This window comes from Pontimicrobium sp. MEBiC01747 (assembly GCF_053601635.1).
Genome location: NZ_JBSHNS010000535.1, coordinates 1 through 22,520 on the forward strand (window position 1 = coordinate 1; position 22,520 = coordinate 22,520).

General features: G+C 29.6%; 23 protein-coding genes. 13 read left to right on the forward strand and 10 right to left on the reverse strand.

Annotated elements, in window-relative coordinates; genetic code table 11:
- The first annotated feature begins 299 nt into the window (after positions 1-299).
- Genes ACVC2P_RS17275 through acs form a run of 3 tightly spaced genes read left to right on the forward strand, consistent with a single transcriptional unit; the run spans position 300 to position 5,851 of the window.
- Positions 300-3,602 (forward strand): VCBS repeat-containing protein, encoded by a 3,303-nt coding sequence (locus tag ACVC2P_RS17275; protein WP_452599696.1) that lies wholly within the window; start codon positions 300-302, stop codon positions 3,600-3,602.
- A 25-nt stretch (positions 3,603-3,627) separates the two neighbouring features.
- Entirely contained in the window at positions 3,628-3,939 is a 312-nt protein-coding gene (locus ACVC2P_RS17280) for a hypothetical protein (protein WP_452599697.1), read from the forward strand.
- A 16-nt stretch (positions 3,940-3,955) separates the two neighbouring features.
- The gene (gene acs / locus ACVC2P_RS17285) at positions 3,956-5,851 is read left to right on the forward strand and encodes an acetate--CoA ligase (protein WP_452599698.1); all 1,896 of its coding nucleotides are present in this window, start codon (positions 3,956-3,958) and stop codon (positions 5,849-5,851) included.
- 145 nt (positions 5,852-5,996) lie between these two features.
- On the opposite strand, the gene ACVC2P_RS17290 is transcribed toward acs, so the two are convergent.
- Positions 5,997-6,173 (reverse strand): class I lanthipeptide, encoded by a 177-nt coding sequence (locus tag ACVC2P_RS17290; RefSeq protein ID WP_452599699.1) that lies wholly within the window; start codon positions 6,171-6,173, stop codon positions 5,997-5,999.
- Between the two features lie 124 nt (positions 6,174-6,297).
- On the opposite strand from ACVC2P_RS17290, the gene ACVC2P_RS17295 reads away from it, so the two are divergent.
- The 4 genes from ACVC2P_RS17295 (at position 6,298) to ACVC2P_RS17310 (ending at position 9,526) form a co-directional block, all read left to right on the forward strand.
- On the forward strand, positions 6,298-8,016 hold the full coding sequence (locus ACVC2P_RS17295) for a helix-turn-helix domain-containing protein (protein ID WP_452599700.1): 1,719 nt from the start codon (positions 6,298-6,300) through the stop codon (positions 8,014-8,016).
- A gap of 249 nt (positions 8,017-8,265) precedes the next feature.
- On the forward strand, positions 8,266-8,439 hold the full coding sequence (locus ACVC2P_RS17300) for a hypothetical protein (protein WP_452599701.1): 174 nt from the start codon (positions 8,266-8,268) through the stop codon (positions 8,437-8,439).
- Positions 8,440-8,449: 10 nt separating this feature from the next.
- Entirely contained in the window at positions 8,450-8,623 is a 174-nt protein-coding gene (locus tag ACVC2P_RS17305; protein WP_452599702.1) for a hypothetical protein, read from the forward strand.
- Positions 8,624-8,974: 351 nt separating this feature from the next.
- A complete protein-coding gene (locus ACVC2P_RS17310; protein ID WP_452599703.1) occupies positions 8,975-9,526 on the forward strand; it encodes a YfiT family bacillithiol transferase in 552 nt (183 codons plus the stop codon).
- A gap of 1 nt (position 9,527) precedes the next feature.
- Here ACVC2P_RS17310 and ACVC2P_RS17315 read toward each other — a convergent pair whose 3' ends face one another.
- The 6 genes from ACVC2P_RS17315 to ACVC2P_RS17340 all read right to left on the reverse strand — a co-directional run bounded on the left by ACVC2P_RS17315 (position 9,528) and on the right by ACVC2P_RS17340 (position 14,163).
- Positions 9,528-10,298 carry a GH25 family lysozyme gene (locus ACVC2P_RS17315; protein WP_452599704.1) on the reverse strand — a complete coding sequence of 257 codons (771 nt, stop codon included), beginning with the start codon at positions 10,296-10,298 and terminating at the stop codon, positions 9,528-9,530.
- Positions 10,299-10,461: 163 nt separating this feature from the next.
- Positions 10,462-11,709: an RNA polymerase sigma factor gene (locus ACVC2P_RS17320; protein ID WP_452599705.1), complete on the reverse strand. Its 1,248-nt coding sequence runs from the start codon at positions 11,707-11,709 to the stop codon at positions 10,462-10,464.
- An 18-nt stretch (positions 11,710-11,727) separates the two neighbouring features.
- Positions 11,728-12,075: a YciI family protein gene (locus ACVC2P_RS17325; protein ID WP_452599706.1), complete on the reverse strand. Its 348-nt coding sequence runs from the start codon at positions 12,073-12,075 to the stop codon at positions 11,728-11,730.
- 165 nt (positions 12,076-12,240) lie between these two features.
- Positions 12,241-12,837 (reverse strand): aspartyl/asparaginyl beta-hydroxylase domain-containing protein, encoded by a 597-nt coding sequence (locus tag ACVC2P_RS17330; RefSeq protein ID WP_452599707.1) that lies wholly within the window; start codon positions 12,835-12,837, stop codon positions 12,241-12,243.
- A gap of 70 nt (positions 12,838-12,907) precedes the next feature.
- Entirely contained in the window at positions 12,908-13,588 is a 681-nt protein-coding gene (locus tag ACVC2P_RS17335) for a DUF2490 domain-containing protein (protein ID WP_452599708.1), read from the reverse strand.
- Positions 13,589-13,590: 2 nt separating this feature from the next.
- Entirely contained in the window at positions 13,591-14,163 is a 573-nt protein-coding gene (locus tag ACVC2P_RS17340) for a hypothetical protein (RefSeq protein WP_452599709.1), read from the reverse strand.
- A 44-nt stretch (positions 14,164-14,207) separates the two neighbouring features.
- Here ACVC2P_RS17340 and ACVC2P_RS17345 point away from each other — a divergent pair, with 44 nt between their 5' ends.
- Positions 14,208-14,543, forward strand: coding sequence for a tRNA-binding protein (locus tag ACVC2P_RS17345; protein ID WP_452599710.1), 336 nt, complete (start codon positions 14,208-14,210; stop codon positions 14,541-14,543).
- Here ACVC2P_RS17345 and ACVC2P_RS17350 read toward each other — a convergent pair.
- The 3 genes from ACVC2P_RS17350 to ACVC2P_RS17360 all read right to left on the reverse strand — a co-directional run bounded on the left by ACVC2P_RS17350 (position 14,536) and on the right by ACVC2P_RS17360 (position 19,114).
- Positions 14,536-16,749: a response regulator gene (locus ACVC2P_RS17350; RefSeq protein ID WP_452599711.1), complete on the reverse strand. Its 2,214-nt coding sequence runs from the start codon at positions 16,747-16,749 to the stop codon at positions 14,536-14,538. The two genes, ACVC2P_RS17345 and ACVC2P_RS17350, sit on opposite strands and share 8 nt — an antisense overlap.
- 140 nt (positions 16,750-16,889) lie before the next feature.
- Entirely contained in the window at positions 16,890-17,282 is a 393-nt protein-coding gene (locus tag ACVC2P_RS17355; protein ID WP_452599712.1) for a PUR family DNA/RNA-binding protein, read from the reverse strand.
- 74 nt (positions 17,283-17,356) lie between these two features.
- The gene (locus ACVC2P_RS17360; protein ID WP_452599713.1) at positions 17,357-19,114 is read right to left on the reverse strand and encodes an ABC transporter ATP-binding protein; all 1,758 of its coding nucleotides are present in this window, start codon (positions 19,112-19,114) and stop codon (positions 17,357-17,359) included.
- A 145-nt stretch (positions 19,115-19,259) separates the two neighbouring features.
- On the opposite strand from ACVC2P_RS17360, the gene ACVC2P_RS17365 reads away from it, so the two are divergent.
- The 5 genes from ACVC2P_RS17365 to ACVC2P_RS17385 all read left to right on the forward strand — a co-directional run.
- Positions 19,260-20,366, forward strand: a complete 1,107-nt coding sequence (locus ACVC2P_RS17365) for a Glu/Leu/Phe/Val family dehydrogenase (protein ID WP_452599714.1) — start codon at positions 19,260-19,262, stop codon at positions 20,364-20,366.
- A 100-nt stretch (positions 20,367-20,466) separates the two neighbouring features.
- Positions 20,467-21,411 (forward strand): transcription antitermination factor NusB, encoded by a 945-nt coding sequence (nusB, locus tag ACVC2P_RS17370; RefSeq protein ID WP_452599715.1) that lies wholly within the window; start codon positions 20,467-20,469, stop codon positions 21,409-21,411.
- A gap of 64 nt (positions 21,412-21,475) precedes the next feature.
- Positions 21,476-21,970 (forward strand): DUF1573 domain-containing protein, encoded by a 495-nt coding sequence (locus ACVC2P_RS17375; protein ID WP_452599716.1) that lies wholly within the window; start codon positions 21,476-21,478, stop codon positions 21,968-21,970.
- Positions 21,971-21,972: 2 nt separating this feature from the next.
- Positions 21,973-22,257, forward strand: coding sequence for a preprotein translocase subunit YajC (gene yajC, locus ACVC2P_RS17380; protein WP_452599717.1), 285 nt, complete (start codon positions 21,973-21,975; stop codon positions 22,255-22,257).
- Positions 22,258-22,388: 131 nt separating this feature from the next.
- Positions 22,389-22,520 (forward strand): LacI family DNA-binding transcriptional regulator (locus tag ACVC2P_RS17385; protein WP_452599718.1); only part of this gene is annotated, 132 nt, incomplete at its 3' end.

Genomic DNA, 22,520 nt, shown 5'->3' on the forward strand with positions numbered 1-22,520 from the left:
AAACATTACCAAACAAAAAAAAGTAAGCATTAATAGTTGTCGTCATAAAATAGGTTTTGAAATAGGAAGAAATGCAGTTAAAGCACTTTTATTAAAGATTAAAAACCTAGAACTAGATCTTAGTGCTTAAAAAAATAAATAGATTACTTATTACCCATAGGGGATTCTACAAAAATGCGATTAGATGTTGTATAAATATATAAAAGTAGTAAGCTTTACAAGAAGACCTATTAATAAATTTAGTAAATCAGCTAAAAACAAAAAGCATATATTAAGTAGCATTACTAGCATAATATAATATGATGAAACTATTACATAAATACAGATTACTAAAACATTTTTGTTATTTATTTTTAATAGTCATTTTATTATCAAGATGCTCCAATACCGAAAAAAAAACGATATCAAAAACTCTTTTTGAACGCGTAGATAGTAAACATACCAATGTGCAATTTTCTAATACAGTAAAAGAGGATCTTTATTTTAACTTTTTAAATTACTCATACATTTACAATGGAGGAGGTGTGGCCTCTGGAGATGTAAATAATGATGGTTTAGAAGATTTATATTTTACAGCCAATCAACACTCTAATAAATTATACCTTAATAAAGGCAATTTTAAATTTGAAGACATAACAGATAAAGCTAATGTAGAAGACAAAGAAGGGTGGACAACAGGTGTGACCATGATAGATATAAATAATGATGGTTGGTTAGATATATATGTATGTAAATCGGGAGCTTTAAACAACCACGAAAAACGAAAAAACAAATTATTTATTAATCAAAAAAACAATTCTTTTAAAGAAAGTGCTGCCCAATATGGTTTAGATTTTTATGGTTTTTCTATACAATCGTATTTTTTCGATATGGATAACGATGGCGATTTAGATATGTATTTAGTAAATCATCGTGCCGATTTTAGAAATAATACAAGCTTAGATTTAGTTAAAGACAAGCAAATAGAAGATTATGCTTCAGACCAATTGTTTAAAAATGAAAATGGAAAATACATAAACGTAACAAACAGTTCGGGGATTGCAAATAAAGCTTGGGGATTATCCGCTTCAATAGGCGATTTTAATAACGATGGTTGGGCAGATGTTTTTGTGGCTAATGATTTTTTACAACCAGATTACCTGTATTTAAATAATAAAAATGGCACATTTACAGATCGCAGCTTAACAACGTTTAACCATTTGTCTAATAACAGTATGGGGTCAGACTTCGAGGATGTTAACAATGATCTTAAATCAGATTTATTGGTGTTAGACATGCTAGCAGAAGACCATATTAGAAGTAAAAAAAACATGGCAACGATGAGTACTAGCAACTTTAATAAGTTGGTAGACGCAGGATATCATTATCAATACATGTCTAATACGTTACAGTTAAATAACGGAAACGGAAGCTTTAGCGAGATAGCTCAACTAGCAGGCGTAGCAAAAACAGATTGGTCTTGGGCACCATTAATAGCAGATTTTGATAATGATGGTTTAAAAGATGTTTTTGTAACTAACGGTATCACAAACGACCTTTCTAATCAGGATTTTAGAAATCAGATGCGTCAAAACATTATGAATAGAAAAAAAGTGAGTTTAGAAGAAGCCATAATTATGATGCCTTCTAATAAATTACAAAACTATGCATATAAAAACAATGGCGATTTAACGTTTTCTAAAATGTCTAACGCATGGGGATTTAAAGACAAAATTAATTCTAATGGTGTTGTGTATTCAGATTTAGATAACGATGGCGATTTAGATCTAGTTGTAAATAACCAAGAAGAAGAAGCACATATTTATAGAAACAATACCTCAAACAATTTTATAAGTTTTAAACTTAAAGGAAGTGAACAAAACAAAGATGGAATAGGAAGTGAAATAAATATTTATGCTAAAAATCTACAACAAAGTAAAACATTATATGTAAGTAGAGGCTATCAATCCTCAGTAACAAATAAAGTTCATTTCGGATTAGGAAATATAACCACCATAGACAGTGTCCTTATTAAGTGGCCAGACCAATCGGTACAACGTTTAACTAATATAAAAGTAAACCAGACACTCAGAGTAGATTATATGCCAGATAAGTTCGATAATTCTATAAAAGAAACACACGCACCAAGTTTATTTAAAAGCATAGACCCTACAAAAATAGGAATACACTATAAACAAAAAGAAAATACATACAACGACTTTAATTTACAATTACTATTACCCCAAAAACAATCAGAAATAAGTTCTCCATTAGCTGTGGCAGATGTTAATAATGACGGGTTAGATGATCTGTTTATTGGTAATGCAAAAGGAGCAGAGGCAGAATTATACATACAAAAAAGCGATGCTACCTTTATAAAAATAAGCGAGCAAACCTTTAATAAAGATAAAGACTTTGAAGATACCGATGCAAAATTTATAGATATAGATAATGATAACGATTTAGACTTATATGTAACCTCTGGCGGTTATGAATTTGAGGAGAATAGCCCATTTTTACAAGATAGATTATATATAAATGATGGAACAGGACATTTTACTAAAAGTAATGCATTACCTAATTTAAGAGTAAATTCAAGTAGCATTGCAGTTTCAGATTATGACGAGGATGGCGATCTAGATATTTTTGTAGGTGTTAGGGTAGTACATGGTAAATATCCTTTATCTAATCAATCTTATCTATTAGAAAATAAAAACGGAACACTAATAGAGGTAACTAACGAAATAATGGATCATGTTTCAGATTTACGTATTGTTAATGATGCCGTTTTTTCAGACTACGATAATGATGGAGATAAAGACCTATTGGTTGTAGGAGAATGGATGCCAATTATAGTGTATGAAAATGATGATAAGAAATTCAGAAAAAAAGAAATTAAAGCATTAAAAAACACCAATGGCTGGTACAACACGATACAAGAAATAGATATAAATAATGATGGAAATGTAGATTACGTATTAGGAAATTTAGGAATTAACAATAAATTTCACCCTACCATAGAAAAACCATTACATATTTATGCAGATAATTTTGATGCCAATAACACCTTTGATATAGCATTAAGCAAAGTATCTAAAACAGGAGCATTAATACCAGTAAGAGGTAAAGAATGCTCGTCTCAGCAAACCCCGTATATAAATAATAAATTAAAATCGTATAAAGAATTTGCAGTAGCCACCATGCCAGAAATATACGGGCAAGATAAATTAAAAAATGCTACACACTATAAAGCTAGCACATTTGAATCGTTGATTTTAATAAATAATGGTGCTGGCACATTTACAAAACAAAATTTACCAAATAGAGCACAATTAGGACCAACACTTGGAGTAGAAAGTATTGATGTAAATAATGATGGGTTTTTAGATATTCTAGGCGTAGGAAGTATATACGAAGCTGAGGTTGAAACCATAAGATACGATGCCTCTAAAGGCTACATTGTATTAGGAGGTAATAAAGGCGAATTAAAATGGTATAGAGACCGTAGTTTTTTTAATGAAGGAGAAGCTAAAGCCATTAAGCAAATACTTATTAATAATGAAGTACACTTTATTATTCTGAATAAGAATAGTAGTCTTAAAATGTTGAAAATTAACAAGTAGAAAGAAAATAAAACGAAGCATTGTAATGACTAAAAAAAAGGCTGTTTTAAATAAAAAAAAGAAACATCAATTGGTTAAAAGAAAATCGTTAGCCAATAATCAGCTATACAATAAGTTTTTAAATTGGATTAGCGGTGAGTTTGATTTATATTTACAAGAAGAACAAAACGGGTTAAACGTATTTTTTCCAGGAGGGAAATTTAATATTAATAAAGTAACAGAACTTAAAAATGATATTGTTATAGAAATTAATGTAGAAAGTAAAAATTTATCTCAAACTAAAAGCATTACTAATAAAATAATATCTATACATAAACATTTAGATGATATGTATTAGAAATCACAAAAGCAATATGAGTGTATTACAAATAAAAACACAAGACGCATATAACAAAACATATAAAGAAAGTATTGAAAACCCAGAGTTGTTTTGGGCATCTATTGCAGAAAAATTTACATGGAAAAAGAAATGGGATACTGTTTTAGAATATAACTGGCTAAAACCAGAGACAAAGTGGTTTAACGGAGGGCAATTAAATATAACAGAAAATTGCTTAGATAGACACTTAGAAACAAGAGCAAACCAAACAGCTATTATATGGGAACCTAATAACCCAAATGATGAAGCCAAACATGTAACATATAAAGAACTGCATGAAATGGTATGCAAGTTTGCTAATGTATTAAAAGCAAATAATGTAACTAAAGGAGACCGTGTGTGTATTTATATGCCAATGGTTTTAGAACTAGCCGTTGCCGTTTTAGCATGTGCAAGAATAGGAGCTGTACACTCTGTAGTTTTTGCAGGATTCTCAGCAACTGCATTAGCCGCAAGAATAAACGATGCCTCATGTAAAGTATTATTAACAGCAGATGGAGGGAATAGAGGAAGTAAAATAACACCATTAAAAGATATTGCAGACGAGGCTTTACAATCGTGTAACTCAATAGAAAAAACAATTGTATACAAATGCACAGGGCAAGCTATAAACTGGAATGCTAACGATGTTTGGTGGCATGAAGCATTAAACGAAGTAGATGCTAACTGTCCTGCAGAAACAATGAATGCAGAAGACATGCTTTTTATACTGTACACCTCTGGTTCTACAGGCAAACCCAAAGGCATGGTGCATACTTGTGGCGGTTATATGGTTTACACAGCTTACACATTTCAAAATGTATTTCAATATAATGAAGGCGATGTATATTGGTGTACAGCAGATATTGGGTGGATAACAGGACACAGCTATATTGTATATGGCCCATTGCTAAGCGGTGCAACAACAGTTATGTTTGAAGGCGTGCCAAGTTACCCAGATTATGGACGCTTTTGGGAGGTTTGCGAAAAACATAAGGTTAACCAATTTTACACCGCTCCCACAGCCATTAGAGCACTAGAAAAACACCCTGTAGAATTAGTAAACAAATACAATTTATCTAGCCTAAAAACATTAGGAACAGTAGGAGAACCTATAAACGAAGAAGCTTGGCATTGGTATAACAATAATGTAGGAAAAGGAAACTGCCCAATTGTAGATACATGGTGGCAAACAGAGACAGGAGGAATCTTAATATCTTCTTTAGCAGGCATTACACCACAAAAAGCAACATATGCAACCCTACCAATGGTAGGTATAAACCCCGTGTTGTTAGATGAGCAAGGCAACGAAATTAACAAAACAGAAGCAGAAGGCATATTAGCAATTAAGCAACCCTGGCCATCTATAGCAAGAACCATATATGGAGACCATAAACGCTATAAAAATGTTTATTTTTCTGCATATAAAAACTATTATTTCCCTGGAGATGGAGCTCTAAGAGACGAAAAAGGAAATTATCGTATAACAGGTAGAGTAGACGATGTCGTTATCGTTTCTGGGCATAATTTAGGGACAGCACCAATAGAGAATGCTATAAATGAACATAAAGCAGTCGTAGAAAGTGCTGTAGTAGGTTTTCCTCATGATATTAAAGGAAATGCACTATATAGCTATGTTATTTTATATGATGGTTATGAAGCATCAAATGAGTTGATACAATCTATAAAAAATAAGGTGGCCGAAACTATTGGGCCAATAGCAAAACCAGATAAAATACAATTTGTATCCGGGCTTCCAAAAACCAGAAGCGGTAAAATTATGAGACGTATTTTACGTAAAATAGCTTCAAATGAAACTTCTAACCTAGGCGATACATCAACACTATTAAATCCAGATGTAGTAAAAAACATTATAGATAATAAGTTATAATTTAACATATTATAACTTAATCTTAATACCAATAAAATACAAGCTCATGTTGTACAACATGAGCTTGTATTTTATTTACGAGTTAGTTATACCATAATTTGGATATAAACAAGAATATAATTTTTATGCTTAAATTGAAAAAAAACTAATGAGTCATATTAAAAGACTGATTAGAATTACAAAGAAAAGAAGACGTTGTTCTTTCACTACCTACAAAACCTGTATCGGTGGAACCGCCCACAATTTTAAATAATTGAGTAGTGTTTAACTCTATAATAGTTTGCTTTTTTAAACATAATGTTTTGTTTTCCAAATCTTTCATGCAGTATAATTTTAAGTTAATACTATAAATTTATTTTTATTAATATTGAATATAAAGCAAGAGGTAGCTAATTTTATAAAATTCGCCTAGTATTTTGCTGGCTAAACCTTTAAAAATCTTATAGATGACTCTAAAAAAAACATATATAATATATCTTCTACTTTTCTCTATTATTGTGTCCTGTAAAAAAGAAACAGAAATACATACAAACAAAGAAACAACATTATCAAATGAGGAAAAGGTTTTAGTAGACTCTATAAGAAATAACCTATACACAAAACCAGAAAAAGCAATACCATTTATTAACTCTTTTTTAGAACTCAGTAAAAAAAATAATGAAAAAGATAAAGTTATGATGGCTTATGGTTCTCTTGGAATAGCTTACGATATTATGGATAATGTAGACCAGTGTTTATACTATTATTACAAGGTGTTAAGCTTGTGTGAGTCTTCAGAGTGCGAACTTACGGCAAAATACGATATAGGTAAAATTTTTGAAAAGCGCTATAATTATGAGCAAGCACTAATTCTATACGAAGAATGTTATGCCCTAGTAAAAAAAGAAAAATTAGTTAAAGACTACGATAAAATAGAACGAGCACTAGCTTTTATAAATAATAAAATAGGACTATCTGATAAAGCTATTAAAATACTAGAAAAAAAATACAATAAAGTAAAAGAAGAAAACAATCTAAAAAGTATAAGAATAACAAGAAGAGACCTTATAGAAGTATACATTAGTAATAAAAAACTAGATCATGTTTTTAATCTAATAGATATAGGACTTAAAGATGCAAAAGCTTCTAAAAATGAAGAATTACAATATTATTTATATAAGTTTAAATCTGAAGCCCATATACAAAAAGAAGACTATAATCAAGCCATAGAAGCTATAAATGAAGCAGTAACAATTGCTAATTCTCTTGGAGCAGATAGATTTATAATAGAATCTAATTATTTATTAGCACTAATAAATAAAAATAAAAACAGGCCAGAAAATACAATTAAAATTTTAGAAAAAGTACTTCAAAAAAAGTATACAACCCCAGAGGTGATATCAAAAAGCTACAAACTATTAGCAGAAAGTTATAACGCTATAAATAATGCAGAAATGTCATCGCACTATTATAAAAAACATAGTGAAGAAGAGCAGAAAATAAAAAATAAAGGCATTTCTATATTAAACAAAACACATGATTTAAGTTTAAAAGAATTAACTAGTGAAAAAAATAAGCAAGAACAAAGAAAATGGTATTGGAGTGTTATTTCTATAATATTACTTCTCGTTTTATTAACTGTGTTTATAAGAAATAAAAAAGTAAAAAGTAAAAACAAGATTTTGTTTAATAACTTAATGTTAAAGATAAAAGCATTAGAAGAACATAAAACTAAAATAGAAGTAAACCAATCCTCAACATTAAATACCATAACAAATGAACCTTCTATTGCTATAGAAGAAGAAAAAGACGAATCTACATATATTATAGATAATGAAAAAGTAAAGGAAATTATAACAAAACTTGAAAAACTAGAGAAACAAAACTATTTTTTAAGACAAGACTGCACATTACATAATATGGCAAAACGATTAAAAACGAATACATCTTACCTCTCTAAAATAGTAAATACAACTTATAATAAGTCGTTTAGTGTATATATAAACGAGTTAAGAATAAATTATGTTTTATTAGAACTAAAGAACAATAAACAATTAAGATCTTATTCGGTTAAAGCCATTTCGCAAGAAATAGGTTATAAAAGCACAGACTCTTTTACAAAATACTTTAAGCAAGCTACTGGTATTACACCAGCAGTATATATTAAAAAAGTATCTAATTTATAAAGATAAATTTAATTTAATTTAATTGGCTTATATATAGTGTTTTATAAGTGTGTTAAACGTCTACGAATTTTATAAAATTCGTAGACGTTTATTTGTATTTTGACTTTTTTTAAAATTCCTTTGAGATATCAAAATTTTGAATGGTTATTGTTTTTGTACACTATAATAACCCAAGAAGTACTTAATGATGAATAAGAAACTTTATATGTAAAAAACATATAAGTATAATTTTAATCAGCAAAACATATTATGAAAACACAAAATAGTAAGCAGTTACAGTTTAATAAAAAATCTGTATCTGAATTAAATAGTAAAATGCTAATAAAAGTTAAAGGAGGAACACATACAACATTGCCTAGCGATATTAGGTGTACCTTTCTAGTAACAAGCTCAGGAGGAACTACTTTTTCTAAAATACAATAAACACAACATTATGAAGACAATAAAAAAAGACAACAAATTAAGTTTTTCAAAGAAAAATATTATAGAACTAAGTAAAAGCAACTTAATAACTATAAATGGAGGTTGGACAACAACTGTTAATTTAACAACAATAACAAATTTTTCAAAAGACACTCTATGTACTTCAGATGTGCAACAACAATAAAAACGCAGATTATGAAAACACAATATTAAAAGCATTACAAAGTTAAATGATAATACTTTTTGTAAAGCAGCTGTCTAAAAAAATGTATTAAAAAACGTCATTCTGAATTTATTTAACTTCACTAATTTTTTAATTGTTATAAGAATCCTAATCCAGCTCGATGTTATAAAGATTCTATTTTTTAGACAGCTTTTTTATCATTTAAAAGTTTTTAAAAATTTATTTTAGTGATAGCATATTTAGCTATTTCTATAACCATTACAATAAAAAGTTCTACAATTTAGGTGAGCGTTTTGTACTCATAAGTATTTAAAAATATTAATTTTAATTTTTTAAACATAAAATACGCTTATGATGACTCCTGAAGCACTTGAAAAACTAAAGTACCCAATTGGCCAATTTAAATGCCCAAACCCAATTACAGAACAACAAGTTGAAGATTGGATTATGGTTTTAGAAACTTTACCTAGTCGTTTAGATGTTTTAGTAAGCCATTTAAACGATGAGCAGTTAAATACACCATATAGACCAGAAGGTTGGACTATTAGGCAAGTAATACATCATATTGCAGATAGCCATCATCATAGTTATATACGTTTTAAATGGGCAATGACAGAATATAAACCACTTATTAAAGCTTATAATGAGCAGGATTGGGCAAACCAATTCGATTATAATGCACCAATAGCACATTCACTTTTGCACATAAAAGCGATACATGCTAAATTGGTGTATTACCTTAAAGGTTTAACTTTTAAAGATCTAGATAGAAGTTTTGTTCATCCAGAAACTAATAACACTGTTATTTTAAAAGAAAATGTTGGTATATATGCATGGCATAGCAACCACCATTACGCACATATAGAAACAGTACTAAAACGAAAAGAGTGGCTTAAAGAATAACTTAATTATTTTTAATAAACTCTTTTAGGTCTTTTAAATTACCATTAAAAACATCAAAATCATTTTCAATGTTATTAATATCGTATGTGTCAGATTTTTGCCAGAAATTCCATCCTTTATTTTGCCAAGCTTCGGGTAAAACTGGAGCGCTTGCATTAGTGTAATTGGCTATCCATAATGGGTAGTTGGCAAACTCTGGTAAACTTAAATAAGTGTTTCCTACATTGTCATCAGTATAAATCATAGGCTTTCTATTAGTCCTAGCTTCTACAATATTTAAAAAACGAAGTAAATTAATTTGAATACTGTCTATACTTTGAGAGGTATCTATACCTCCTTCTTCAAAATCTACAATTGGTGGAATATTTGTTTTTTTAAGCGATTTAATAGTATTTAAAAAATTGGAAGCTTGAGCTTCAGGATCGTCGGTACTAATGTAAAAATGATAAGCTCCTTTAATAAAACCATTTTCAGAAATGGTTTCCCAATTGGTTTTAAAATCTGGATCTATATATGCTTTGCCTTGTGTAGCTTTACATATTATAAATTGTATACTATCGTTATTTCTACTTCTAGTCATTAAATCAGCTTCGTCTCCTTGATAATGAGAAATATCAATACCGTAAATGTACTTAATACTATTTGTATTGGTAGACTTTACTGGTTTTGTTTCTGTTTGTTTTGTAGGCTGTTTTGTTTTTTTTGAATTCGATTGGCAGTTAAAACTTAAAAATACGAAAAGTAATACTGCTAAATGAGTTGGTGTTTTCATTGTAGTGATTTTTAATAAAATTAGTAAAATAGGGATGTTGAATAAGTTGGGGGTGTAGAGGTGCACTTATTTATAAGCAAGTTACATCTTTTTTTATAGAAATAAAATAGTTTGATAATTATATATTTTATATAAAATATAATTAGTACACGTTATACTGTGGTTACATTTTAGTGTTTAAAAAGACTAACCTCTTTTTCTGGAGGTATTCTTTTTCTAAACTATTGGTTACAGCTAGTAAGGCCATGTCTATATATTTAATAGCTTTTTCTAAGACTCCAGTAGCTTCATAATATTCAGATAATGTACCATAATATAAATAGCTACGTTGGGCAAAATCTTCTGCATTTAATTGATTTAAATAGTGTTTAGATTGTTTGTAGTCTTTATTTTGAATACAAATTACTGCCATAGTTAGTACATGCGTAGGCATTGGTTGTAAATTGTAGAGGCATTGGTACCAATATAATATTTTATTCCAATTTGTTGCATTAAAATGATTTGCTCGTATATGTTCTGCAGCAATAGCAGCTTCGTAATGGTAGCATGAAAAGGTATTATACTCTACAGCTTTTGTCATCATAGTATTGCCTAATTCTATTAAAGGGAAATGCCACAAACTACGATCTTGTGTTTTTAAATCTAATATTTGGTTATTTGTATTTATTTTAGAATCTAGTCTAGCAGAGTGAAAGCAAAATAAGGCAAAGAGCGCATAAACCTCTGGGGTACGTGTATAACTCTTTTTTAAAAGTAATTGGCATAAACGCATAGCTTCACCGCATAACTCTTTACGAATTAGTTTTTCTTTTTTATTAGAATGGAAGCCTTCATTAAAAATAAGGTAGAGCACCTCCATAACGCTTTCTAATCGTTCTGGTAATGCATTACCTTGTGGAATTTTAAACTTTAAATTATTCTGCTGTATGGCTTTTCTAGCTCTAGATAAACGTTTTTTTATAGTGTATTCCTTTGTAAGTAGAGCAGTCCCTATTTCTTTTATACTAAATCCAGATACAGTTTTTAAAGCAAATGCAATACGGTCTTTAGGATCTAATTTAGGGTGGCAAGCTGTAAAAATCATGCGTAGTTGAGCATCTTCAATCTCTGTATCTAAAAAAAGCTCATTAATAGCTATCGCTTCTATACCTTGCTTAAAATTTGGAATGTGTTTTTTTTCGACTTGTAGTTTTCTAAAAAGGTCTATAACTCTGTTTTTTGCAGCTTGGGTTAACCAAGCTTCTGGATATTCTGGTTGTTGTTGCCTCCACGAAATGCTTGCTTTAATAAAAGTATCTTGCACAGCATCTTCAATGATTTCAAGATGAGCTAAACCAAAAATACGTGTTAAAACAGAGACCATCTTTCCGCTGTGATGGCGAAATAGATGGTCTATAAGTTTAGTTTTCATTACTAAGTTTGAGGGCTATTAATGATCGAAAACCATGACTTCACGAATTTCTACTGTACCACCTAAATCGTAATCAGGGAAATCTTGAGCAATTTCTTGTACTTCATCAAAATCTTTTGCAGTTACAATATAATAACCTCCCACTATTTCTTTTACTTCAGCAGAAGTAAGGTCTGTTACTGTACGGTTTTTACCTACAATGCGTCGCATATTAGAATGTAATGCATTTCCGCCTTTGGTAATTCCTGCTTTTTCCATTTTTTCACTCCATGCAAACCATTTTCCCATACGGTTTTGAAGTTCTTCGGGAGAAAGCCCTAAATCTGCATAATCTGCACCGATAAAAATCATCATAAATTCTTTCATAATTTTATGTTTTAAGTTATTTATACTATTAAGACGTTTGTGCTATTATAAAAGGGGACATTTTTTTAATTTTTTTTAAATTAAGCTGTTTTAACAGTTTAACTTTTAAATGATTTCCGGGCTATCTCTATAAATGCGTTTTGCCTAAAAAGTATATTAAACACCTTATAGGCTATCTGCAATTATCTTACGAATCCAATCATTAGGCCTCATATCTATCGTTAAATTAACACGTTCAGTTTGTCCGTAATTATTAACTCTATGTGGGTCTGTTAACTTTAAATACCAACATTCTCCTGGTTGCATTAGTACTGGTGTGCCATTTAAAAAAAACTCTATATTTTCTTTATTAAGGATTGGTATAGTAAGTCGTATTACAGATTTTTCTATCTCTAAACCTAAAGTAGGGTCTGTATGTTCTTTTACAACAGATTGTGGTGCTAAACGAAGCAACCTAACTAAAGTAACATCTGTATGTTGCTTAAAGGTATCTATAACACTTGTTAAATAGGGCGATTGCTTTAATTCTGGAGTGTCCATCCAATCACACCAAGAGCCATCTGCATAATCTTCTGCGGGAGGAGGAAAGGGAAGCGAAGTATCTACTAAATGTGCAGGAGCACGTAATTGAATAACATTATAATATTCGAAGTGTCCTAATTTTAAGGCTTCAAATTCTGCTAACATTTTATTGACATCGAATGTAAAAGGTAGTTTTATTCGGTCTCTAAATTGTATTTTGGGTTCTTTTATATTTGTCATAATAGCATAATAGTTTATTCATTAAATAACAACCAATATACTAAAAAAAGACTATTGGTTTTATGAAATTCTATAAACTAACATACCAGTTAATTACTGCAAAAAAACGACTTCTATTTTCGTTATTTACAAAACCGTCGTTTCTGTACTCAATACCTAGCTCTATTTTATTGTCATCGGAAAAAACATAACCTAAATTGGGATTAATTCTATATTCTAAATCGTAGAGGTTTCCTGTAAAGCTATTTACATATTCGTGATTTAGTTTCAAGTAAAATTCTTTGCTATCTACTGTTAAACCATCTAGGGCTTTATTAAAAGTAATTCTATAACGTATTCGTATTTCTGTAGGTTCCGTTTTACTAAATGTTTGGTCTGTACGTATTCTATGAGCTAGTTTAAAAGTACTGTAATTTGATACTAACGTGAATTGTTGCAAAGCTCTTTGCTTGACTTCCTCGTCTGTTATACGTAGTAAGAAACCTGCGCCTATTGTGTTGTTTAAGCCTACTTTTTTAGAAATATTTAAAGCAAGATCCGTATGTATGTATTCGTATTTATTAATGCTTTCACCGTTAAAAACACCTGTTTTAAACAATTGTCTAAATTCTGTTTTTAGATTTAATTTCCAATTGTTTTTTAATGATGTGTTAATGTTAAAACTTGGTAAGCTTCCTATTTGATATTTTACCTGACCGTAGTTTTTTATACTTATTAGTATAATGAGGATTATAAGGCAGTATTTTTTCATTGTTAAAACTCTAAATGGTCTGTGTTTTTAAGAATTATTTTCAAGCTTTTTTCAAAAACACCATCAGAGTTATACGTAAATTCGTAGAGGTCTTTAGAGACATCGGTTTTTCCTTTTACTATTAATTCGTATTTGGTTATAATATTACGTTTTTTAATATTACCATCTTTTAAAGCCGTTAAGATAGCTTCAGGTTTGCCAGAATATTGAATTTGAATTTTTTTAATTTTAAATTTTCTAAACACAGATTTCAAATGGGTGTTAATAGCATCTTTTAAGGAGTCTGAAAGTTGTTTGTAATGGAGCACTATTTCAACATCTTGCAACTGTCCTAAAGTATCAAATTCTATGCTATACTTTTTAGAGTTGTATTTTGTTTTAGCTTCAATAGATTGTTCTGTTAAACCTTCTTCTAAATACCATTTTACCTTTTTAGATGGTGTTAATTTAAAAACAAATGCTTTAGCATTTTTAGGGACATCATCTATAGTAATTCTAGATTCTTTTTCAAACTTGTCTTGAGAGAAAGCCAAATGTGTTATTATAAGTAATGAAAGCAATAGAGTAATCTTCATTTTTAACCTTTTTTAACAAAGATAAATATTACTATCTTTAAAGTATGAGTAAGAGTATACAATTTGAAGATTTTACAGTTGTAGATATACGGGTAGGGACTATTATAAATGTTAATGATTTTCCTGAGGCTAGACAACCAGCATATCAATTAACTATAGATTTTGGAGCTTTAGGTATAAAAAAAACATCTGCACAGATTACAACACTTTATACTAAAGACATGTTATTAAATAAACAAATAGTCGCAGTTGTTAATTTTCCTAAAAAACAAATTGCTAAGTTTATGAGCGAATGTTTAATTCTTGGTGCTGTTGATGGTAAAGATGTTATTTTGTTAAACCCTGAGACTCCTGTTAAAAATGGAAGTACTGTTAATTAGTGACTAAATTGATGTTTTTTAAAATAGTAGTAAAAAACTGAGAATTATCGTAAGGCTTTAATATAATATCATTCATGCCTACGGCTACAATTTGTTCTCTTACTTCCTCTGCTTCTACTGCGGTTAAAGCAATAATAGGTGTTTTAGTATCAAAACGTCGTATGGATTTAGTTGCTTCATAACCGTCCATTACTGGCATGTTAATATCCATTAAAATTAATTGATAATTATTTGATTTGGCTGCTTCAATTGCTTCTTCACCGTTATTCGCTATGCTACACTTAAATTGTTTTTTTTCTAAAATTTTTCTTGTAATTTTTTGATTTATCTTATTATCATCTACAATAAGTATGTGACAGCCTTTAAAGCAAAGGTCGTTTTCTTCCTCATTAGTATTGTTATTATCTGTTACTCTTTTTACGGTTAAATTAGCTTCTAAAGGCAGTATAAAACTAAAGGCCGATCCTTTATTAACTTCACTTTGAAGCTCTATTGTACTACCATGTAATGCTAATAATTTTACAACTATAGGTAAACCTAAACCAGTACCTTGATAATTGTAATTTTTATTTTGTACTTGAGAGAATTCGTCGAAAATAGCTTTTTGTTTTTCTTTTGGAATACCTATACCATCATCTTTTATTGTAAATTTCGATAAATATTTAGCGTCATGGGTTAATTCAATCAATTCTATAGTAACCCATATAGTTCCGTTTTCGTTAAATTTTACAGCATTACCAATAAGGTTCATTAAAATTTGCGATAATCTAATAGAGTCTCCAATAAGCGCATTGGGTAACATTGGGTCTATATTTGTATAGAGTTTGTTGTTATTTTGTTCTAGAATAAACGCAAAAGAATTAGTTATACTATTTAATAGCGAATCTAGTTTATAAGGTATTTTTTCAAGTTTTATACCGTTATTTTCCATCTTACTTAACATTAATACATCGTTAATTAAGGCTAATAAGTAATCTGCGGAGAATTTTAGCGATTTTAAATCTGTTTTATGGGTATTGCTAAGTGTTTTGTCTTCTAGTAATATGGAGGATAGACCAATAACACCGTATAAAGGTGTTCTTATTTCATGGCTAATAGTAGAGAAAAATTTTGCTTTAAGCTTGGAGAGGTGTTCTGCTTTATCTTTGGCATCTATTAACTCTTGATTTTTTTTAGATAACGCATCAATATACTTTTTACGGTTTTTTGCTAACCCGAATATAGCAGCCAAACCTATCAATAAAATGGCAGAAAGTATAACAGAGATAATATTTAATAATTTGGATTTTTTTATATAATTATCAGATTTACTTATTTTTTTGGCGTTAGCTTTAATTTTATCTTGATGTTTTTCAAATTCAAATTTAGCATTGGTTTCGGCCAATAAAACGCCTTTTTCTATATTGTATATAGCTTTATCTGTTTCGTTTTGTTTTTTTAAATAAAAGTTTGCTTTTTGTAAGTTTTGTGTTTGTTCGTATGCAATAGATAAATAATTACAAATTTGAGAGTATTGATCTAGATACTTATTATTTGCTAGGGTAATAGCTTTTTCTAAAACGGTAATAGTTTTATTATAATCTTTAATAGCATTATAGTAACGACCAAATAATATATTTAAGTTTAGCGAGAACAATTCGTGAGCTGGTTTTGTTTCAATTAACTCTTTGGCTTTTAGTAAATACGGATATGCTTTTTTAGGTTGATTTACAATTAGGTAAGCTTCACCAATATTCATATGCTCAGCAATAGGTGGTGTAAAATTTTGCTTTTTGTTATATATAGCAATAGCTTTACTGTAATAATCAATTAATTTGGTATAATTGTCTTTAGTTACAGTTTGTATATTAGCGATATCATTATAAGCCCAAGCAATTAAACTATCTGATTTTGTTGCAATGGCCTTGTCTAAAGCTTGCTGTGTGTATAGTTTAGCTTTGTTAGGGTCATCTAATAAATGATGTATAAAACCTAGCTCTATGAGCCCTCGAAATTCATAAAAATCATTATTACTTTTTTGAGCTTCTTTAATAAGTTTATGCGAGTTTTTTATTGCATTAGAGTACTTATATTTATAAATAGAGTCTTTAATCTGTGTTTTTAGGAGTTCTAATTTTTCTGTTGTGTATGCTTCGTTAGTTTGTGAAAATAAGTCGTTACATACTAGTGTAGCAATAGTTATTAGTAGGGTAGTTATATAGCGCATAGTATAGTATGGTTAATTGTCTAGTTTATTCATAATAATCAGTAATAAAACAAAGGGGAACCAGTCTGTACTTGAGTTTAATATACAAAAAAAACCGTTACTAATTTTAGTAACGGTTTTTTTATCTTGAATAGTTATATCTATATATCGTCGAAATCTATATCTGTAAAACGGCTTTCTGCAGTTTCAGAAGCGGGTGTTTCTGTACTATTTAATGCAGGAGTATCGTATTCTTTCTTAAAATCTTTTTGGTGACGATCGCTAATAACTTCATCTCCTTTTTCCGAAATAACATAATCTGTCATTTCTTGAAGAATACTATTAAATTCCTTAAAATCTTCTTTATATAAATAGATTTTGTGTTTTTTATAATGAAACGATCCATCATCATTAGTAAACTTTTTACTCTCAGTAATCGTTAAATAATAATCTCCAGCTTTTGTAGATCTTACATCAAAGAAATACGTACGTCTTCCAGCTCTTAAAACTTTAGAATAAATTTCCTCTTTCTCCATCATCTCGTTATTGTGCATCGTTTTTTTGATTTTATATAGTTATGTTTTTAATAGACTCAAAAATCTAAAAAAAAAAGAAACCATACAACAAATTAGAGCATTTCTTTTGCGCTTAATTGTTTTAAATATAATTCTTTGTAGTAACCATCTATGTTTATCAAGGTTTCGTGAGTTCCTTTCTGTACAATTTTACCATCATCTAATACGATAATATGGTCTGCATTTTTGGCAGAAGAGATTCTATGGCTAACAATAACTGTTGTTTTTTCTTCTGTTAAGTTATTAAGGTTATTTAATATTTTCTCTTCTGTTTCTGTGTCTACTGCAGAAAGGCAATCATCAAATAATAGTATTTGCGGTGCTTTTATAATAGCTCTGGCAATAGAGACACGTTGCTTTTGCCCTCCAGAAAGTGTAATACCACGTTCTCCTAGTATGGTTTCGTACTGTTTATTAAATTTTTTAATGTTTTTGTGTACTTGTGCATTTTTAGCAGCAGCTATAACTTCTTCGTCTGTGGCGTCTTCTTTACCAAACTTAATATTATTGTTTATTGTATCGCTAAATAAAAAAGCATCTTGAGGAACATACCCTGTGGCTTCACGCAAGCTATTTAAATTAATTTGGTCTATGGCTGTGTCATCTATTAAAATAGTTCCATTGTCTACATCATATAGGCGACCTATTAAATCTAATATTGTAGATTTTCCAGAACCTGTTTTACCTATTATAGCTAATGTCTCGCCAGGGTTTACTTTAAAACTAACCCCTTTTAGAGCTTTTATATTAGTATCATCGTAAGTAAAGTACACATCTTTAAACTCAATAGTACCTTTAATAATAGAAGGGGCTTTAACAGTATTAGTAATTTCTGGCTCTAATTTTAAAAACTCATTAATTCTTTTTTGTGAAGCTTCTGCCTGTTGTATAATAGACGTTACCCAACCAACAGTAGCAACTGGCCATGTTAGCATATTTACATAAATAATAAATTCTATAATTGTTCCTAAAGAGATTAGACCATTTATATATTGTTTCCCTCCAATATAAATAACAAGTAGGTTACTAATACCAATAAGTAATATCATAATAGGGAAAAAGAAAGCTTGTACCCTAACTAAACTAAGTTGTTTGTCTTTACTAGTTATAGATAATGAGTTAAATTTAGTGGCGGTTTGTGGCTCGATACCATAAGCTTTTATAACAGAAATACCACTAAAACTTTCTTGTGTAAATGTAGACAGTTTAGACAGGTACTCTTGTACAATAGTACTGCGTTTGTGTATCTGTTTGCTAATTTTATAAATTAATATAGATAAAATAGGTAATGGTATAATAGTATATAATGTAAGCGATGGTGCTTGTCTATACATAAATGTAAGTGCAACAACAAATAGCGTTATCGTGTTTATACTGTACATTATAGCTGGTCCTGCATACATTCTAACTTTACCTACATCTTCGCTTATACGGTTCATTAAATCACCAGTTCTATTTTTTTTATAGAAATTTAAAGACAGTTTTTGGTATTGATTATAAATTTCATTTTTAAGATCGAACTCTATATAACGAGAGACATTTATAATAGCCTGCCTCATAAAAAAAGTAAGTATTCCAGTAATTACTGCTGCACCAATAATAATAAGTATATACTTTAGTAATTCGCTTTTATATATAGAAATATCCCTATCTGGGTTTTGAACTTGTGCGTTTACTATGTCTATAATAGAGCCTACTAACTTAGGCACAAAAACTCTAAATAAGTTAGATATTATAGTAATAATAATCCCAGCGATTAATTGTATTCGATATTTATAAAAGTATTTTCTTAAATGCTGTAATTCTTTCATTTACAGGTTTAACTAAATTAATTGTTTGACATTTTCGTAATTTAACATGCATATTTTTGCATTAACACCAATATTAGATTATTTTTGCCCGTTGTTTTTACATAATTAGTAATTAGCAGCTTAAATTAACTTAATTAAAACTTAAATGATTTCAGAAGTTATTAACACAAACGAATTACATAAAGTAGATCCTGTTTTTGGGCAATTATCCTTTGATGGCCATGAACAAATTGTTTTTTGCAATGACAAAGATACAGGATTAAAAGCAATAATTGGTATTCATAATACTGTATTAGGTCCTGCATTAGGAGGAACTAGAATGTGGCAATATAATAACGAATGGGAAGCATTAAATGATGTTTTACGTTTGTCTCGTGGAATGAGCTTTAAGTCTGCAATTACGGGATTAAATTTAGGAGGAGGAAAAGCAGTTATCATAGGTGATGCTAAAACTCAAAAAACACCTGAGTTAATGAAACGTTTTGGAGAGTTTGTTCACTCTTTAAGCGGAAAGTATATTACTGCAGAAGATGTAGGGATGGAAACAAGTGATATGGATTTAGTAAGAGAAGTAACCCCTTATGTTACTGGTATTTCTGAAGATAAAGGTGGCGCAGGAAACCCATCTCCAATTACAGCTTACGGTGTTTTTATGGGAATGAAAGCTGCTGCAAAATATAAATTTGGAACAGATATTTTAGAAGATAAATCTGTAATAGTACAAGGTATTGGTCATGTTGGCGAATCTTTAGTAGAACATTTAACTAATGAAGGCGCTAAAGTAATTATTTCGGATATTAATGAAGCACGTTTAAGCGAAGTAAGTTCTAAATATGGAGCAACAATATATAGAGGAAACGATGTATACAGTGAAGCAGTAGATATTTATGCCCCATGTGCTTTAGGTGCAACAATAAATGATGCAACAATAAATAACATAAAAGCTAAAGTAATAGCAGGAGCTGCAAATAACCAATTGGCAGACGAAAATAAGCATGGACAAATGCTTAAAGATAAAGGAATTGTTTACGCACCAGATTTTTTAATTAATGCAGGAGGAATAATTAATGTATATGCAGAATTAGAAAATTACGGAAAAACCGAAATTATGCGTAAAACCGAAAATATATATAATACAACATTAGAAATTTTATCTAATGCAGAGAGTAATGGTGTTACAACACACCAAGCGGCATTAAATATTGCACAAGGAAGAATTGATGCAAGAAAAAAAGAGAATATGAATGCTTAGGTAATTCATAAAAAAGACTATTTTTGCAGGGCAAAAGTTAATATTAACTTTTGCCCTTTTTAATGACTATATATATTAAAAGTAAAAGTTCTTTGTAAACATGTTAAGTAGAAGACACATTAGAGTAAAAGTAATGCAAGTGCTGTATGCATTTAAAGGTACAGAAAGCGATGATTTTGTAAAAGACCAAAAATTCTTACTCTACAGTATAGATAATATGTACAATTTGTACCTATTATTAATCTCTTTAATGATAGAGGTGCAGAAGCGTGCAGAAAATCATTTAACAAAAACACAAAATAAACACTTAGCAACAAAAGAAGAAAAAAATCCCAATCGTAAGTTTATAAATAATGAAGTATTACAGATGCTTAAAACTAATGAGCAACTGCAAGCTAAATTTGATGCACACAATATTAAAAATTGGGAGCTAGATAATGAATACGTAGAACTTATTTTTAAAGCAATATTAAAAAGTGATTTGTATAAAACATATCTAGAAACGAGAACTTCTAATTTTAAAGAAGATAAAGAGTTTTTAATAGATGTTTTTAAAGAAATCATAGCCCCTAACGAGAAGTTATATGATTATTTAGAAGATAAAAATTTAACTTGGTTAGACGATTTGCCTACAGTAAATACTACCATATTAAAACTATTACGTAAAGTAAAACCTAAATCGGATCAATTTCATTTTATACCAAAACTGTATAAAGATTTAGATGATAAACAGTTTGCTATAGATTTGTTTAGAAAAACCTTACTTAACCAATCTGCATTGGCTAAAGAAATAGAAGGTAAAACGACCAATTGGGATGCAGACCGTATAGCTTCATTAGATAAAGTATTATTAAAAATGGGAGTTAGCGAATTAAAAAACTTTCCATCTATACCTACTAAGGTCACCATAAATGAGTATTTAGAAATTTCTAAAGAGTACTCTACACCAAAAAGTAGCATTTTTATAAATGGTATTTTAGATAAGCTTGTAAAAGACTATCAGGCGTCTGGTAAATTAAATAAAGTAGGAAGGGGTTTGATGTAAATAAAAATTATTGTTATTTTTACATCCCTAAGTTTAACATATATTAAAAATTAAATAAAAAATTATGAAAAAAGTAGTACTAGTATTAAGTGCAATATGTATGGTGGCATTTACATCATGTAAAAAAGATGCAGCAGCGGCAATAGATGATAGCAAAGTAGCAGCAGCAGCAGATAGAGATGCAAATGCATCTAATTTTCCAGTAATACAATTTGATAAAGTAGATCACGATTTTGGTGAAATAATTTCAGGAACTAACGTAGAAACAGTATTTAATTATACAAATACAGGAAAATCTCCTTTAGTAATTACAGACATTAAAAGTTCTTGTGGATGTACTATTCCTAAAGATTGGTCTAAAGAGCCTTTAGCACCAGGAGCATCAGGAAGTTTTACTGTTAAATTTAATGGAAAAGGAGCTAACAAAGTTTCTAAAACAGTAACGGTAACGGCAAATACAGAAAAAGGAAGAGAAACTGTAAGAATTTCTGCTTTTGTTAAGCCAGATCCTAACGCACCTAAAAAAGCAACACCTACAGCATCACCAGTAATTAAGTAATAATGGGAGGAATCGTAGATTTTTTACCATTCATTGCAATGTTTGGTGTTATATATTTCTTGATGATAGTACCGCAAAGAAAGCGTGCTAAACAAGAGAAACAATTTGCTTCAGACTTGAAGCGCGGAGATATAGTTATTACTAAAAGCGGAATGCATGGTAAAATAACAGACTTAAATGATAAAGACAACAGTTGCGTTATAGAAACAATGGCTGGTAAAATTAAGTTTGACCGCTCCGCAATTTCTATGGAAATGAGTAAAAAACTTAATACTTCAGATAAATAGAAATTTAAAATCTATATAGAAAAAAGCTTCCTAATTTTGGAAGCTTTTTTTTATGCAATAAAGTGAAGTATAAAACAAAAGCTTATTTTAGTACATATAAGTTGCTTTAATGCATTAAAAAAGAAAAATAAATGATAACCTTAAAAGAATTAGCGAAGAAGTTAAATGTTTCTATATCTACTGTATCTAAAGCTTTAAACGATAGTTGCGAAATTAGCGAGGAAACCATTAAACGAGTTAAAGAAGTTGCAGCGATCTATAAT

Coding starts and splice junctions, on each gene's coding strand:
- ACVC2P_RS17275 (WP_452599696.1), top strand. CDS start 300: ATGATGAAACTATTACATAAATACAGATTACTAAAACATTTTTGTTAT.
- ACVC2P_RS17280 (WP_452599697.1), top strand. CDS start 3,628: ATGACTAAAAAAAAGGCTGTTTTAAATAAAAAAAAGAAACATCAATTG.
- acs (WP_452599698.1), top strand. CDS start 3,956: ATGAGTGTATTACAAATAAAAACACAAGACGCATATAACAAAACATAT.
- ACVC2P_RS17290 (WP_452599699.1), bottom strand. CDS start 6,173: ATGAAAGATTTGGAAAACAAAACATTATGTTTAAAAAAGCAAACTATT.
- ACVC2P_RS17295 (WP_452599700.1), top strand. CDS start 6,298: ATGACTCTAAAAAAAACATATATAATATATCTTCTACTTTTCTCTATT.
- ACVC2P_RS17300 (WP_452599701.1), top strand. CDS start 8,266: ATGAAAACACAAAATAGTAAGCAGTTACAGTTTAATAAAAAATCTGTA.
- ACVC2P_RS17305 (WP_452599702.1), top strand. CDS start 8,450: ATGAAGACAATAAAAAAAGACAACAAATTAAGTTTTTCAAAGAAAAAT.
- ACVC2P_RS17310 (WP_452599703.1), top strand. CDS start 8,975: ATGATGACTCCTGAAGCACTTGAAAAACTAAAGTACCCAATTGGCCAA.
- ACVC2P_RS17315 (WP_452599704.1), bottom strand. CDS start 10,298: ATGAAAACACCAACTCATTTAGCAGTATTACTTTTCGTATTTTTAAGT.
- ACVC2P_RS17320 (WP_452599705.1), bottom strand. CDS start 11,709: ATGAAAACTAAACTTATAGACCATCTATTTCGCCATCACAGCGGAAAG.
- ACVC2P_RS17325 (WP_452599706.1), bottom strand. CDS start 12,075: ATGAAAGAATTTATGATGATTTTTATCGGTGCAGATTATGCAGATTTA.
- ACVC2P_RS17330 (WP_452599707.1), bottom strand. CDS start 12,837: ATGACAAATATAAAAGAACCCAAAATACAATTTAGAGACCGAATAAAA.
- ACVC2P_RS17335 (WP_452599708.1), bottom strand. CDS start 13,588: ATGAAAAAATACTGCCTTATAATCCTCATTATACTAATAAGTATAAAA.
- ACVC2P_RS17340 (WP_452599709.1), bottom strand. CDS start 14,163: ATGAAGATTACTCTATTGCTTTCATTACTTATAATAACACATTTGGCT.
- ACVC2P_RS17345 (WP_452599710.1), top strand. CDS start 14,208: ATGAGTAAGAGTATACAATTTGAAGATTTTACAGTTGTAGATATACGG.
- ACVC2P_RS17350 (WP_452599711.1), bottom strand. CDS start 16,749: ATGCGCTATATAACTACCCTACTAATAACTATTGCTACACTAGTATGT.
- ACVC2P_RS17355 (WP_452599712.1), bottom strand. CDS start 17,282: ATGCACAATAACGAGATGATGGAGAAAGAGGAAATTTATTCTAAAGTT.
- ACVC2P_RS17360 (WP_452599713.1), bottom strand. CDS start 19,114: ATGAAAGAATTACAGCATTTAAGAAAATACTTTTATAAATATCGAATA.
- ACVC2P_RS17365 (WP_452599714.1), top strand. CDS start 19,260: ATGATTTCAGAAGTTATTAACACAAACGAATTACATAAAGTAGATCCT.
- nusB (WP_452599715.1), top strand. CDS start 20,467: ATGTTAAGTAGAAGACACATTAGAGTAAAAGTAATGCAAGTGCTGTAT.
- ACVC2P_RS17375 (WP_452599716.1), top strand. CDS start 21,476: ATGAAAAAAGTAGTACTAGTATTAAGTGCAATATGTATGGTGGCATTT.
- yajC (WP_452599717.1), top strand. CDS start 21,973: ATGGGAGGAATCGTAGATTTTTTACCATTCATTGCAATGTTTGGTGTT.